The organism is Dehalobacter sp. TeCB1 (assembly GCF_001707455.1).
Taxonomy (GTDB): Bacteria; Bacillota; Desulfitobacteriia; order Desulfitobacteriales; family Syntrophobotulaceae; genus Dehalobacter; species Dehalobacter restrictus.
Genome location: NZ_MCHF01000024.1, coordinates 59,806 through 74,583 on the forward strand (window position 1 = coordinate 59,806; position 14,778 = coordinate 74,583).

The following is a 14,778-nucleotide window of genomic DNA, read 5'->3' on the forward strand; positions in this document are numbered from 1 at the left end:
TGTGATCCGAAAATTTCTAAAGGTCGACCCGGTTCTGCTAGGCGTGATTCTTATCCTGCTGCTGATCGGGATCATCATGACCTATAGTTCCAGTGCTGTGAAAGGCTACCTGTACTATGAGGATCCTTATCATTATTTCAAAGCGGATCTGCTGTGGGTGGCTCTGGGGCTTGCAGCCATGGGTGTCGCCGTTATGATCGATATCGCGTTTCTGCATAAGTGGGCGAAACCTATTTTATACACAGCTTTGGTTCTGCTGATCCTGGTTAAGATCCCGGGAATCGGCAGGACAGTGAATGGTGCAACCCGCTGGATTGGACTTGGTCCGATGTCCATCCAGCCTTCCGAAGTGGCGAAACTGGCCATGGTGCTGACCATGGCGAGGTTCCTTACCGTGAATCCTTATCAAATCAAGTCATTCCGTAAGGGCATCATCCCTTCCCTGGCTTTGCTGGGTGTGGTCTGTGCCCTGATTATGCTGCAGCCTGATCTCGGCACAACGCTGGTAATTGCCGCTACTGTTTTCTTTATGCTTCTGGCCGCAGGGGCCAGAATGTGGCACATGGCAGGCCTTGGTCTGGCCGGGCTGGCGATGGTGGTTGCCGCGATTGCAGCTGCTCCGTACAGAATGCGCAGGATCTTTGCTTTCCTTGATCCATGGGCTGATCCTTCAGGTAAGGGCTATCAGACTATTCAGTCGCTCCTGGCTCTCGGGCCTGGCGGATTATTCGGACTGGGACTCGGTCAAAGCAGACAAAAATTTCTTTATCTGCCTGAGAACCATACAGACTTTATTTTTGCCATGGTTGGAGAAGAGCTTGGTTTTGTCGGTGCCTCACTCGTTGTTCTGCTCTTTTTCCTTTTCATCTGGCGCGGCTTCCGGACAGCCATGCTGGCGCCGGAACCATTTCTTGGTTTGATGGCCGTGGGTTTGACATCCCTGATCGGGATCCAGGCAATGGTCAATATGGGTGTGGTATCGGGCGTTTTGCCGGTAACGGGAATCACCCTGCCATTCCTAAGCTATGGGGGTACATCACTTTTATTTACAATGATCGGAGCCGGGCTGCTCTTGAATATTTCTGCGGCTGCGGGCAGATCTGAGGAGGTCTTTTAATTGCGGGTTATTGTAACCGGAGGCGGCACAGGCGGGCATATCTATCCTGCAATGGCAATCGCCAAAGCGCTGCAGGAGCGACTGAATGATATCCGTGTCCTGTACGTTGGAACAAGAAGCGGCATGGAAGCGAAGCTGATTCCGGAAAACGGTCTCGAATTCCGCGGGATATCCGGTCAAGGGATGCCGCGGCAGTTAAGCGCCGAAATACTGAAAGCAGCCGGCACGAACGTTCGGGCCTTATGGGAAACGAAAAGGATCTTGAAAGAATTCAGTCCGGATCTGGTTGTAGGGACCGGCGGCTATGTATCCGGCCCGGTGGTACTTACAGCAGCCTTTTTTGGTATCCCGACCGTTTTACACGAACAGAACGCTTTTCCGGGCAAGACCAATAAAATATTGGCCAGAATGGTCAAATGTATTTTGTTGACATTTTCGGAAAGTGAAAAATATTTTAGGGTTAAAGACAAGCTTAAGGTTGTCGGCCTGCCGGTCAGGGAAGAAATCGGCAAGATTGACCGCAAAGCCGGAGCTAAGGCCTTTGGTCTTGATCCCGGCAAGAGAACAATCTTGGTCACCGGCGGTAGCAGAGGTGCACTGAGCATCAATCAGGCGCTGACCGGACTCCTGCCAAAGCTGGCCGAATACCCGGATGTCCAGCTGATCTGGGCAACCGGGACAGCGACGCATGATACGGTTTTACATGAGCTTGAAACGCGTAACATCAACTGGCAAAGAGAGCAATGGAGAATCTTAGCCTACGTTGAGCATATGCCTGAAGCTCTGGCCTGCTCCGATTTGTGCATCTGCCGGGCTGGGGCATCCACGCTGGCAGAAATCTCGGCTGCAGGGAAGACCGGTATCCTGATCCCGTACCCGTATGCAGCTGAAAATCACCAGGAATATAACGCCAGGGCTTTTGAAAATAAGGGAGCAGCCTGTGTTATTTTAGATAAGGAACTGAATGCGGAGATTTTGTGGGACAATGTTCAAAAAGTGCTGTTGAATTCGTTTAAACTGGAAGAAATGGCCGCGCGGGCCAGGGAGGTATTTGCGCCTGGAGCTTTGGACCGCATTATCAATCTCTGCCTGCAGAATGCCTGGAGATAAACTTCTTTAACACTGCAAGCCGGATCAGCATACGATATGCTGTAAGGAAAAGGGAAAGGAATATCATGTACTTACCGAACATAAAGGGTAGGATTGAAAAAGATTATCCTTTAAAAAAGCTGAATACCTGGAGGATCGGCGGTATGACCGAACTTGCTGTCTGGCCCCGGGACACTGAGGAACTGGTCTCCGTGATTGATGGGTGCAGGAAGAATAACATACCGTTTCTGCTTCTGGGCCGGGGTTCAAATGTATTGCTGCCGGATCACGGATTCAAGGGCGTGGTGATTGTTGTTACAGCCATGGACAGCATTCGCTGGCATGGTGAAGAAGTCACGGCCGAAGCAGGTTATCCTCTGATGCGTCTGGCCCGGGAGGCAGGAGAGAGCGGCCTTAGCGGGCTCGAGTTTGCCTGCGGGATACCAGGGACACTCGGCGCAGCAGCAGCCATTAATGCAGGTGCTTATGGCGGAAAAATTGGTGATTTGGTTAAGAAAGTTAGTGTATTGACGGCCGAGGGAAAAATTGAAATTATACCGAAGAACCAGATTGCTTTTGGGTATCGCAGCAGTTCCCTTTTAGAAAAGGAATGCATTGTCCTGGAATGTACGCTGTCCCTCCATCCAGGGGATCAGGCCGTGATCCAGGCTCAGATGCAGGGTCTTATGGCTAAAAGGAAAGAACATCAGCCGCTGGAGTATCCCAATGCAGGAAGTGTATTCCGCAATCCTGTCGGAGACTCCGCGGGAAGGCTGATCGAGCAGGCAGGGTGGAAAGGACGCCGCCTTGGGGATGCTCAGGTATCTGAGAAACATACCAATTTCATTGTGAACAGAGGGAACGCCTCATCCACTGACATTTTAACGCTTATTCAGGTAATTCAAACAGATGTGTCCGAAAAATTTGATATTCAGCTCGAAACAGAAATACGCGTCATTTAATTGGCTAAAGGGGGAGGAGACATGACGATGGATCGTTATGTCATTACGGGAAAACAAAGACTTGAGGGAAGTATTCGGACCAGCGGAGCAAAAAACGCATCACTGCCGCTCATGGCAGCCGCCATTCTGGCCGATGGAAAAACAGGACTGCAAGGAATTCCTCATCTCACAGATATCCTTTGTATGGGCGAAGTTCTGAAAAGCCTTGGCTGTAAAACACAATTCAGCTCAAATGAACTGACCATTGATTCCTCTTCACTGAATGACTGCATTGTCGATGAAGCGTTAATGCGGAAAATGCGGGCATCCAACTTGATTTTAGGCCCGATGCTCGCACGAAACGGAAGGGTAAAAATATCCAGACCGGGCGGCTGTGCGATTGGGACACGTCCGATGGATCAACATATTAAAGGATTGCAGGAGCTCGGCGTACGTGTTGAAGAGAGACATGGATACATAGAGGCCACAGCGGGGAAACTCAGGGGCGGAGATGTCTATCTGGATATCCCGAGTGTCGGGGCTACGGAAAATATCATGATGGCTGCGGTTCTAACCGAAGGCACAACCATCATCCGCAATGCGGCCAGAGAACCGGAAATTGTTGACCTGCAAAATCTACTGAATAAAATGGGAGCCAGGATCAGAGGGGCTGGGACTCACGTCCTGCGCATCGACGGCGTTGCGAAACTTAAGAGTACGGAACACACCGTTATCCCTGATAGGATAGAAGCCGGCACGCATATGGTCGCTGCTGTCATGACAGGCGGGGATATCCTGGTGGAAAACGTGATTCCCGAACATATCAGCCCCATTATTGCCAAACTGCGCCAGGGGGGGGCTGAAGTGACTCCTTATGGAGACAGCGTCAGGGTACGCCAAAAAGGACAGTTTAAAGCGCTCGAAATTAAAACGCTGGTCTACCCAGGATTCCCGACCGACATGCAGCCGCAGTTCCTGGCACTGTTAACGATTGCTGACGGAACAAGTATTGTTTCCGAGACGATTTTCGAAAACCGCTTCCAGCATGTCGCTGAGTTGAGACGGATGGGTGCCAGAATCACCGTCGAGGGAAGAACCGCAATTATTAACGGCCGGCCCAACCTCGAAGGTGCGTTTGTGGAAGCAACTGATTTGCGCGCTGGAGCAGCTCTCTTTTTGGCAGCTTTGGCTGCTGAAGAGGGTACGGTTCTGGAGAGAATCGATCATATTGACCGGGGTTATGAAGATCTTAAGGAAAAATACAGGGCTTTGGGAGCAAAAATACAGCGGGTTGTCAAACAATAGTGTTGCACCTTGCCAGGCGGATAATGTAAAATAGATAAAACGAGAGCAGGAGAGGAAGATTTTGGCTCAAACCAGATCAAATACATTTTGGATCTACGCAGCGGCTTTGATCTGTCTCATTGCTGTAGGATTTTATATGTTTTCCAAATCAGATTTTTTTAACGTGAAGGAAGTCAGGACAGAAGGATTAAGCAATGTCACCGCGAATGAAGTATTACAGCTTTTGGGAACAGTAAAGGGTGAGAATATTTTTTTGACCGATAGCGAAGCCCTGGCGATGAAGGTCAAGCTGCACCCGCTGATTGATCAGGTGCAGGTAAAAAAAGAACTACCGGCAACGCTGGTGGTCAAAGTACAGGAACGTGTTCCGGTCGCAATGATCTTAACTGGTGACGGGGTTGTCGTCGTGGATCTTCATGGCGTCATTCTGAAGTTTTATGATTCCTGGCCCGCGGAAGACAACCCAGTGCTGACCGGAATCGAAGTCCCTGAAACAATCGGGCCTGGGCAAAAGATTAACAATGTGAATCTGAACAAAGCCCTTCTTTTGCTGGGACAAGCCCCTGCGGAACTTCTGCCGCTGATTGGAGAGGTTCACAGTACAACGGACGGGCAAATAAGCCTTTATATGACCTCCGGCATTGAAGTGAAAATAGGATTTGACGCCGAGTTTACAGAAAAGCTGAAGCTGCTTCAGGAATTGTTAAACAGTGAAGAATACAAAACAGTTGAAAAAGCAATTAAATATATCGATTTAACTGCAGGGAAACCTGTTTTAGGAAGATAGCGAGGGATAGATCATGTGGCTGCTGCCGGTTTTCGGATTAATTATTGGACTGTTCATTGGGTTTGTAAGTCCGTTTAGTATTCCGGTTGATTATACCAAATACTTTTCAGTGGCGATTTTAGGTGCACTGGACTCAGTCATGGGCGGCATAAGATCCTATCAGGAAGATCATTTCGACAGCACGATCTTCCTCAGCGGTTTTATTGTCAATATCATTATGGCCAGCTTGCTGGCATTTATCGGGGACAGAATAGGCGTAGACCTGTATCTTGCTGCCGTGGTGGCCTTTGGCACCAGATTATTCCAAAACATCAGTATTGTTCGCCGACATATCATTAATAGATATCATAAAACCTGATTGGAATCAAAAAAATTTAAATATTATGACGGAAAAAGAGGAGTAATAGTTTCTCATCTCGAACTCATATAGTTGGGTTGACGATTAACCGTTTGCATCGGAAAAACATAACCAATAGATGAGGACTAGAATAAGGAGAGGCAGGGGAAAAGATGCTCGAATTCATTAGTGATGAGATGCAGTTTGCACGGATCAAGGTAATAGGAGTCGGCGGCGGCGGAAACAATGCCGTAAACAGAATGATTTCCGTTGGTCTTAAAGGAGTAGAGTTCATCGGGCTGAATACAGATGCTCAGGCGCTTCAAATGTCCAGAGCAGCTGAAAAAATACAAATCGGCATTAAACTCACCAAAGGACTCGGTGCAGGAGCTAATCCGGAGATCGGTCACAGTGCGGCCGAAGAGAGCCGCGACGAGATTGCCAAAGCGCTGCTCGGTGCCGATATGGTTTTCGTTGCCGCCGGTATGGGCGGGGGCACAGGAACGGGAGCTGCACCCGTTGTTGCCGAGATCGCCAGGGAAATTGGAGCCTTGACAGTCGGCGTTGTTACAAGGCCTTTCTCGTTCGAGGGACGCAAAAGAGCCATGCAGGCTGAAAGAGGAATCCTTGAACTGAAGGAAAAGGTTGATACGCTGATTACCATTCCAAATGACAGACTCTTGCAGGTTGTCGATAAACATACGACGGTCCAGGAAGCCTTCAGCATTGCAGATGACGTACTGCTGCAAGGCGTACAGGGAATTTCCAACCTGATCACTATTCCGGGACTTATCAATCTTGACTTTGCCGATGTCAAGACCATCATGTCCGATACCGGTTCGGCACTGATGGGTATTGGACAGGCTTCCGGAGAAAACAGAGCGGTCGATGCCGCCCGCAAGGCGATTTCGAGTCCGCTGCTTGAAACCTCGATTGAAGGCGCGAAGGGTGTTCTGCTGAATATCACCGGCGGTCCAAGCCTGACCCTGCTTGAAGTCAACGAAGCTTCCGAGATTGTCGGTGAAGCAGCCGATCAGGAGGCCAACATTATCTTCGGTGCAGTCATTGATGAAAACCTAAAAGATGATGTCCGGGTAACGGTCATCGCCACAGGCTTTGACCAGCGGTCCAGCTTTGTCAAAAAAGTAAAGAACCCACAGGAAACAGCCAAGATGGATGACTTCAATCCATTCAAGGATCACGTGGATATCCCGAATTTCCTGAAGTATAAAAGATAAACACCGACTTTTAATCATAAAAGTTGGTCTATTTAATGCTGAAGGCGTCTCAAATAAGGCGTCTTTTTTGCTATCCTCATTAACTCAGAAAACTGCCGAAAGACTGATCAGGCTCTTAAAAGAAAACGACTCCGGAAGAATACCGGCACAACATAGCAAATTACAGATACCCACTCACCACCGCCAGGCCTGTCCCAGAATCTGAGGCGCCTCAGATTCTGGGACAGGCCTTTTTCACATAGTCACCCTAAGAAAACATAAGATGGTGGTAAGCTTATAAAAACGATAATGCCCAGAACTTACTAGAAAATATAAGGATAATTACGAGGGGGTAGCTTCAATGAGCCTTCGGTTAACTAGAACTCTCAAGCTAGAGATGCGTGGCAATGACGTCAGACAGCTGCAAATTGCACTGATCGAACTGGGTTATAATCCGGGGAATCCGGATGGTATCTTTGGTCCCCGTACCCAATCAACAGTAATGGCCTTTCAGCAAAATAACGGGCTGGTACGGGACGGAATTGTAGGTCCGGCAACTATAGCAGCTTTGAACAGGACCCTTACTGAACCTGCTTTTCTCAAAGTCGGTTCCCGAGGTCCGGAAGTTGCTACACTGCAGTCAATCCTTAAAGAACTCGGCTATGACCCAGGAATGGATGATGGAGTATTCGGGCCTAAGACCAGGGAAGCTGTGATTGCTTTCCAAAGAAATTATGGACTTACCCAAGATGGGATTGCGGGACCTCAGACTTTTACAGCTTTAGATCAGGTAATCCGCCGCAAGACGACGTAATTTCCACAAACGTTAATATTTAACGAACTACCACCAATATGCTGGTGGTTAATTTAGCGACCACATACATTGAATCCCAGAGGTTTGGCACGTCAGCGAGGATTAGAGCGAGCAGCTGCGAGAACGTGCAAGCGGGGTGCTTTGGGCAAGGCTGATACCCCGGAAAAGAAAAAATAACCAAATATCCCCCATAATCTGTATTCCCTTAGCCAAAAAAATCGCATCCCAAGCCCACGTAAAGCGACAGGATTTCTCTCTGTGCAGAGGTATAATTTGTTAATGAAATGACTTCGCGCAGAAAGGATTTCGGGTATGGTCTACCTGGATATTATTCTGTTCATCAATGGGGCTATGGATGCTTTTTTGTTGGTTTTTACGGCCCATCTGCTTCGAAAAAAGATTCAGGTTCGAAATCTACTGGGAGCAGTTCTTCTTGGCGAGCTGCCAATTGTATTCATCATCTTTGGTCCCTCGTGGGTCATCGCTGTTTCCAGAATCCTGATTCCTGTCGGCATGGTCGCAGTAGCTTTGAAAACCAGAACAATCCTTGACCTGGCTAAAGGACTCCTGTATTTCAGCCTTCTGGCATCCTTAAGCGCCGGAATCTATTATGCGCTGGCGGGTTGGCTTGGGCTGGAAGGCACAGGGCTGGCTTTAAAGGATTTATGGGTCCTGCCTGTGATTGCCCTGATTCTGACCGCAGGCTGCCGGGTCTGGGAGAGAATCCAAAAAACGACGTTATTTCTCGATAATGTATGCTACGAGGTTGAGCTGTCTTTTGAAAATGGACGGCAGGCACAGATTAAGGCACTGCTGGATACCGGAAACGAACTGCGGGATCCGCTGACCGGGACACCTGTGATGGTTGTGGAAGAAAAAGCTGTGGCCCAGGCCCTGCCGGAAGGAATTCAAAGGTTTCTGCTTATGCCCTGGCGGGAAAGTGCCAACCCCTGGACTTATATCTGGAATAGTGAAGACCCCTGTATACAAAAAATGGTGTTTATTTCCGCCAGGGGAATCAATGGCCAGACCTGGCTGCCGGGAATCCGGCTCGGATCTGTTAAGATCCGTCAGGGGGAAAAGGTATGGGAACATGCCGTTACCGCCGCCTTGGTCCCGCATGGTCTGAACTCGGAAGGTAAATTTGTGGCCCTGCTGCATCCGGAACATATTCAAAAGCCAGTTGGCAAGGAGGAGATCGCCTGATGAACCGCATCAAACAGTACTATAGGGTAGTTATGTCAGCATTTAAGAGAAAATTAATTTTTTTGTTCCTGAAACTGCATCGGGTAAGGGAGGTCTTTTATGTCGGCAGCAGCGAAGCCCTGCCGCCCCCGCTGCGACTGGAAGAAGAGGAATATCTGATCACGAGACTCGAGCATGGGGACCTTTCGGTGAAAGATATGTTGATCGAGCGCAACCTAAGACTGGTTGTTTATATCTCCCGCAAATTTGAGAACACGGGAATCGGTATCGAGGATTTGGTCTCGATCGGGACGATCGGTTTGATTAAAGCGGTCAATACCTTTGATCCCGCCAAGAAAATCAAGCTGGCCACTTACGCTTCCCGCTGTATTGAAAATGAAATTCTGATGTATCTGCGCAGAAATAATAAAATAAGGACAGAGGTTTCTTTCGATGAACCTCTGAATATCGACTGGGACGGCAATGAGCTGCTTCTGTCCGATGTACTGGGAACCGAGAACGATATCATCTCGCGCCCGATTGAAGAGGAAGTCGACAGGCAGCTGCTGGACCTCGCAATGGGCAGTCTAAGTGAGCGGGAAAAACTGATCATGGAGCTTAGATTCGGCATGGGCGGATGCGAAGAAAAGACGCAAAAGGAGGTGGCTGACCGCCTCGGGATCTCGCAATCATACATATCCAGACTCGAAAAGCGCATCATACGCAGGCTGCGGAAAGAATTTGTCCGGTTGGAATGACGATTTGGAATAACTTGTCTGCTGTCAGGGCATACTCTCCAGAGAATAACCATGAAAAACCACATCTGGAGGGTATTTTAATGGTCTTAAACAAGGTTGAGATCTGCGGAGTGAATACGTCCAAACTGCCCGTCTTAAGTGGTGCCAAGATGAAAGAACTGTTTTTGAAATTTCAGGCCGGGGACAAGTCGGCTCGCGAACAACTAGTCCGGGGAAACCTTCGCCTGGTGCTCAGCGTGATTCAGCGGTTCAGCAATAGAGGGGAGCATGTGGACGACCTTTTTCAGGTAGGCTGTATCGGCTTGATGAAGGCGATCGACAATTTTGATCTTGGTCAGAACGTCAAGTTTTCTACCTACGCTGTCCCAATGATTATCGGGGAGATACGGCGCTATTTAAGGGATAACAATCCGATCAGAGTCAGCAGATCTTTACGGGATATCGCCTATAAAGCCCTACAGGTTCGGGATAAGCTGGCGTCCGAGTGCTCGCGGGAGCCGACAATCAATGAGATTGCCGAGAAACTGGAAATCTCTCACGAAGATGTTATTTTTGCGCTCGATGCGATCCAGGAACCTGTGTCGCTTTTTGAACCGATCTATCATGACGGTGGCGATCCGATTTTTGTCATGGATCAGATCGGTGATGACAAACAGTCGGACAAACTTTGGTTGGAATCACTTTCGATCAAGGAAGGTATGGGCAAACTCGGAGAAAGGGAAAAGAAGATTATCTCACTGCGCTTCTTCCAGGGTAAAACCCAGATGGAAGTGGCCGAAGAAATTGGGATATCCCAGGCCCAGGTTTCCCGCCTGGAAAAGGCAGCTCTGAAGTATATGCGCAAGCATGTCTAAATTCAATTCAAATATGTCATGATTGCAACCCCTCCTCATATGATAGTAAGTGAGAGGAGGGGCTTTGCCATGAGAGTCTCTGAATTGAGGGTACTCGATATTATCAATATAGAGGACGGGCGGCGCTTAGGGCCGGTCATCGACCTTGATCTGGATTTGGAAAAAGGAATTGTGAAAGGCATCGTTATCATGGCTTCCTCCCGGGCGAAAGGCTTCTTTGGCAGTGGGAAGGCGGGCGACGTATTTGTTCCTTGGGAAAAAGTGATCAAGATCGGTATTGATGTAATCCTGGTCGACGGCAGGGATTTAATCAATATCAACTATTAAAAATTGTAAAAGAGCTGTATTCAAAGGTTTTTTTCGATATAATAGATAGAGATGATTTAAGGTTTGACTGCAATGAGGTATAATCATATGGCATGGGAAAGACAAACGGTCGGCGGGCTGGCTTACCTGAAAATTCCTAAATGGTCCCTTCACGGAGTAACCGCCGTGTTCTCGACCAGGGACGGGGGCGTCGGCAGCCCGCCTTATTCCTCTTTGAATCTGGCTTTGCATGTCGGTGATACGATTGATGATGTTTTACATAATAGACGGATATTTCTGGCCGGAATAGGGCGTTCACCAGAAGACTGTGTCACCGCTGAACAGGTTCACGGCACTGCTGTACGGTTTGTAACAGAAAAAGACCGGGGCAGGGGTATGCAGGATTTGGTATCGGCGCTGCCATCCTGCGATGGAATGCTTACAGCGCAGGATGTAGGGTTGCTAACTTTTTATGCGGATTGTGTGCCTGTCTTCTTTTTTCATCCGCGCAGCAGAATCATCGGGCTTGCGCATGCCGGCTGGAGAGGAACGGCAGCTAATATCGTCCAAGAGATGGTGAACAGGATGATTCAAGTTGGAGCTGATGCGGAAGAATGTTTGGCCGCGATCGGCCCCTGCATCGGACCGTGCTGTTATGTCGTTGGAGATTCCGTCGCTTCAATATTTCGAGAAAAATGGAACGAACCTTCCGTGCTTTCGGAAACGGAACCGGGTGAGTACAGTCTGGATTTACAGGAAGCAAACCGTCAGTTGTTGATCTCCGCCGGAATTCGTGCAGAGAATATATCGACCGCTCAAATGTGCACATCTTGTCATGCCGGGGAATTCTTTTCTTACAGGAGAGAAGGGATAACCGGCAGGATGGCCGCTTATATCGGATTCTCATAAGTACTGTTTGTAAGAGGAATGATGATGGCTAAAAAAACCAGAAAAAGATTTAATGTATTTTTTATGATATTGGTTTTGTCTATAATCGGCCTATTCCTTTGGGATTACCGGTCATCGTGGATTGCCGGCTCACTTTCGTTTGAGACTGTTCATCAGGGCCTTGTACAACACGAAAAAACAGTGAAGGCCGTATTTGCCAATACGGAAACCGTACTGACGGCGCCGGCTGAAGGAACCGTTGTACTGGTTGGCGCGGAAGGAAGAAGATTTAAAAAGGGTGAATCAGTAGCCCGCGTGATCCCTGCCGGAGTAGGACATGAGCAATCTGACTCAGGGATATGGATAAGCGCACCGGTTTCGGGCCTGTTTTATTCGCAGCGGGACGGGCTGGAACAGATCATGACATCGGAAAATCTGATGAATATGGATCTGGACAGATTATTGGCCCAGACGCAAAATGACGGGACAGAAACGAAGCAGACAGAGACTGCCCAGGGGAACGGTCAATCTGCGGATAACAGTCAGAATACCACGGTCAGTCTGCATTCCCCGATCGGCAAGATGGTGAACAACCTTTATCCGAGCTGGGTATTTGTGTATCTGGGGATCCAGGATTCCCTGGCTATTGGAGATGTTGTTGAGTTTGTGATTGATGACGAAGAATGCTATGGTACGGTCATGAAACTTTCGGCGCAGCCCGGAGGAGCAGTGATCCGTTTTAGTCAATATGTTCAAGGGACAACGGAGAACAGGATACGCGAAATTATCTGGAGATTTCGGTCCCCGACCAAGGGTTCGGTCGTTCCTGCCAGTGCCTTGTGCACCTCCGGTGAGGAAAAAGGAGTCTATGTCCTGGAGGATGGCGTGATCCGCTACCAGAGTGTCATCGTCAAGGACAGCAACGAGAATTTAGTCTGTGTCGAAGGTCTTCCAGAAGGCGTTCGGGTTGTCGTTAACCCGGTAGAGGGCATTGAAGGCATGTATGTAAAGTCTTGATTTAAAAAAGTTTTAAAAAAGTCAACAAATCCAAGCCATTTCTTGCATAAAAAGCAGGGAAATCAAGGAAAATGTAGAACATATAAATGATCATACGCCAACAAAGGCGGCAGGAGTACAATGAGTATAGTCAATAACATTTCGGAAGTACAGCAAAAAATCGCGGCAGCTGCTGCGAGAGCAGGCCGCAGCCCGAAAGATATCGCACTTCTGGCCGTATCCAAGACAGTACCTGAAGACAGGATCATGGAAGCATACAGGGCAGGCTTAAGGGCTTTCGGGGAAAATAAAGTACAGGAGTGGCAGACCAAGCATCTCTTGCTGCCGCAGGATTGCCAGTGGCATATCATTGGCCACCTGCAGACGAATAAGGTAAAATACCTAGACGACAGCATCGCGCTCATTCATTCGCTGGATCGCTTTGCTCTGTTGGAGAAGCTGAATCTGGAAGGGGAAAAACGCCAGATCAGATGGAAGACGCTTGTCCAGGTCAATGTTGCGAGGGATGAGGCCAAAGCCGGTCTCGAGATCGAAGAAATTCAGGACTTTATGGATAGCGTGCACGATTTCCCCTATGTGACTGTTCACGGACTAATGACGATTGGGGCCCTTAATGCCGGACCCGAAGAAACAAGAGGGTATTTCCGGAAACTCAGGGAGATCAGAGATGATTTACTGACGAAAGGTGCCGGAGGGCCTGATGGTCTTCCCCACTTGTCGATGGGGATGAGCCAGGATTATGAAACTGCGGTCGAAGAGGGCACTACGATTGTCCGGGTCGGAAGCACGATTTTTGGACACAGGAATTAATATATTTTAAATAAAACTTATAGAAAAATTAAAATCATGGAGGATGAAAATGGCAAAGATACTTGACAAATTTATAGGTATTATGGGTTTTGGGGACGATGAGGACGATTTCGAACCTGAAGAATTAGAAGAAGAGTATTCCGGAAGAGCAGAAAAGTCCAGAAACAGCAGTTTCAGAGATAATGCGCTCAGAGAACCTGCTCCGAGCGAATCCTTCAGCAGGGAAACATACAAAGACAATGCCCTGAAAAGAAAACAGGCTTCTGTGGTCAGCATTCACACCCAAAAGCAGGTAAGGGTCATCGTCGTAGAGCCGGTCTCTTTCGAGGAAGCCCAGGGAATTGCCGAACACCTTAAAGCCCGCAAATCAGTTATTCTGAACCTGGAACGGACCGACGGTCATTTGTCCCAGCGAATCGTTGATTTTATCAGCGGTACGACCTATGCTTTAGGTGGGAATATGCAGAAGGTTGGCAATGGTATTTTTCTGTTTGTCCCAAATAATGTGGATATTAGCGGCGAGCTGAATTACAAAACGACCGAGCGGGATATCCTCTGGCCTAAAACCAACAATTAACCGAAGGCATTCATCCACAGGCATTAATCTTGGGGGGGTAATCAGAATTACGATTCTTTATTGGAGTTACGCAATTATCGACAAGGTCCTTCTGATCTTGGAATGGCTTGTAATCATACGCTGTATTTTATCCTGGATACCTCATTCGCCAAGTAATCAATTTATTCGGATCATTTACGATATCACTGAACCACTTTTGAGGCCTTTTCGAAAAATACGGCTTGGTAACCAGGCAATGATGGTGGATTTTGCCCCGTTTTTTGCTGTCCTGGCCATCGTACTGATCAAAAGTGTGATTCTTGCGCCGCTTTATGCGCTTATTGCCAGGCTCATTATTTAGAACGGAAGAAGCGTCCAGCAAATGAAGTGAGATATTGAATATCACAAATAGAAAACTCGTCCTGAGACGAGTTTTCCGTATTCTCAACCGAATGCCATGTCATCCATGACGTATTCGACACCGTGAAGGCCATTTAAACGCCTTTACACTTCCTGTACCGTCGCGGGGTTTGACTTCATATGGTAAAATAATTCTAGGGAAACACTGATTAAATCGCCCCCCGGACAAAAAAATGGTAAAATTAAAGAAAACAGTAACAGGTGGTAAAAATGGGGCAACAAACCTTTTCGGATATAGAATACTCAAACCGACGGAAGAAAACGAAACGAGAAGAATTTCTTGAAATAATGAACGAGATCATCCCCTGGGACGAATGGGTGGCGCTTATACAGCCGCACTATTTTGACGGTAAGCGCGGTCGTCCACCGCTCGGGAT

General features: G+C 48.2%; 17 protein-coding genes. All 17 read left to right on the plus strand.

Going from position 1 to position 14,778, the window contains the following annotated elements; all coding sequences use genetic code 11:
- Positions 1-4 precede the first annotated feature (4 nt).
- Positions 5-1,117 (plus strand): putative lipid II flippase FtsW, encoded by a 1,113-nt coding sequence (ftsW, locus tag A7D23_RS07020; RefSeq protein ID WP_025206027.1) that lies wholly within the window; start codon positions 5-7, stop codon positions 1,115-1,117.
- Positions 1,118-2,227 carry an undecaprenyldiphospho-muramoylpentapeptide beta-N-acetylglucosaminyltransferase gene (murG, locus tag A7D23_RS07025; RefSeq protein WP_019226183.1) on the plus strand — a complete coding sequence of 370 codons (1,110 nt, stop codon included), beginning with the start codon at positions 1,118-1,120 and terminating at the stop codon, positions 2,225-2,227.
- A 65-nt stretch (positions 2,228-2,292) separates the two neighbouring features.
- The gene (gene murB / locus A7D23_RS07030) at positions 2,293-3,168 is read left to right on the plus strand and encodes a UDP-N-acetylmuramate dehydrogenase (RefSeq protein ID WP_025206026.1); all 876 of its coding nucleotides are present in this window, start codon (positions 2,293-2,295) and stop codon (positions 3,166-3,168) included.
- 21 nt (positions 3,169-3,189) lie between these two features.
- The gene (gene murA, locus A7D23_RS07035) at positions 3,190-4,452 is read left to right on the plus strand and encodes a UDP-N-acetylglucosamine 1-carboxyvinyltransferase (protein WP_019226185.1); all 1,263 of its coding nucleotides are present in this window, start codon (positions 3,190-3,192) and stop codon (positions 4,450-4,452) included.
- A 61-nt stretch (positions 4,453-4,513) separates the two neighbouring features.
- Complete coding sequence (locus A7D23_RS07040; RefSeq protein ID WP_019226186.1) at positions 4,514-5,239, plus strand: FtsQ-type POTRA domain-containing protein; 726 nt, start codon at positions 4,514-4,516, stop codon at positions 5,237-5,239.
- A gap of 13 nt (positions 5,240-5,252) precedes the next feature.
- A complete protein-coding gene (locus A7D23_RS07045) occupies positions 5,253-5,597 on the plus strand; it encodes a small basic family protein (RefSeq protein ID WP_019226187.1) in 345 nt (114 codons plus the stop codon).
- Positions 5,598-5,749: 152 nt separating this feature from the next.
- Positions 5,750-6,814, plus strand: coding sequence for a cell division protein FtsZ (gene ftsZ, locus A7D23_RS07050; protein WP_019226188.1), 1,065 nt, complete (start codon positions 5,750-5,752; stop codon positions 6,812-6,814).
- 340 nt (positions 6,815-7,154) lie between these two features.
- Positions 7,155-7,607 carry a peptidoglycan-binding protein gene (locus A7D23_RS07055; RefSeq protein WP_019226189.1) on the plus strand — a complete coding sequence of 151 codons (453 nt, stop codon included), beginning with the start codon at positions 7,155-7,157 and terminating at the stop codon, positions 7,605-7,607.
- Between the two features lie 312 nt (positions 7,608-7,919).
- Positions 7,920-8,813 (plus strand): sigma-E processing peptidase SpoIIGA, encoded by an 894-nt coding sequence (locus tag A7D23_RS07060; protein WP_019226190.1) that lies wholly within the window; start codon positions 7,920-7,922, stop codon positions 8,811-8,813.
- Positions 8,814-8,845: 32 nt separating this feature from the next.
- Entirely contained in the window at positions 8,846-9,550 is a 705-nt protein-coding gene (gene sigE / locus A7D23_RS07065) for an RNA polymerase sporulation sigma factor SigE (RefSeq protein WP_051008283.1), read from the plus strand.
- A gap of 80 nt (positions 9,551-9,630) precedes the next feature.
- On the plus strand, positions 9,631-10,404 hold the full coding sequence (sigG, locus tag A7D23_RS07070) for an RNA polymerase sporulation sigma factor SigG (RefSeq protein ID WP_019226192.1): 774 nt from the start codon (positions 9,631-9,633) through the stop codon (positions 10,402-10,404).
- Positions 10,405-10,473: 69 nt separating this feature from the next.
- Complete coding sequence (locus A7D23_RS07075; protein WP_019226193.1) at positions 10,474-10,731, plus strand: YlmC/YmxH family sporulation protein; 258 nt, start codon at positions 10,474-10,476, stop codon at positions 10,729-10,731.
- A gap of 87 nt (positions 10,732-10,818) precedes the next feature.
- Positions 10,819-11,619 carry a peptidoglycan editing factor PgeF gene (pgeF, locus tag A7D23_RS07080; RefSeq protein ID WP_019226194.1) on the plus strand — a complete coding sequence of 267 codons (801 nt, stop codon included), beginning with the start codon at positions 10,819-10,821 and terminating at the stop codon, positions 11,617-11,619.
- A 24-nt stretch (positions 11,620-11,643) separates the two neighbouring features.
- Positions 11,644-12,615 (plus strand): HlyD family efflux transporter periplasmic adaptor subunit, encoded by a 972-nt coding sequence (locus tag A7D23_RS07085; protein ID WP_019226195.1) that lies wholly within the window; start codon positions 11,644-11,646, stop codon positions 12,613-12,615.
- A 120-nt stretch (positions 12,616-12,735) separates the two neighbouring features.
- Complete coding sequence (locus A7D23_RS07090) at positions 12,736-13,425, plus strand: YggS family pyridoxal phosphate-dependent enzyme (RefSeq protein WP_019226196.1); 690 nt, start codon at positions 12,736-12,738, stop codon at positions 13,423-13,425.
- A gap of 49 nt (positions 13,426-13,474) precedes the next feature.
- Complete coding sequence (locus A7D23_RS07095) at positions 13,475-14,002, plus strand: cell division protein SepF (protein WP_019226197.1); 528 nt, start codon at positions 13,475-13,477, stop codon at positions 14,000-14,002.
- 97 nt (positions 14,003-14,099) lie between these two features.
- Positions 14,100-14,342, plus strand: coding sequence for a YggT family protein (locus A7D23_RS07100; RefSeq protein ID WP_034362202.1), 243 nt, complete (start codon positions 14,100-14,102; stop codon positions 14,340-14,342).
- Positions 14,343-14,778: the final 436 nt, after the last annotated feature.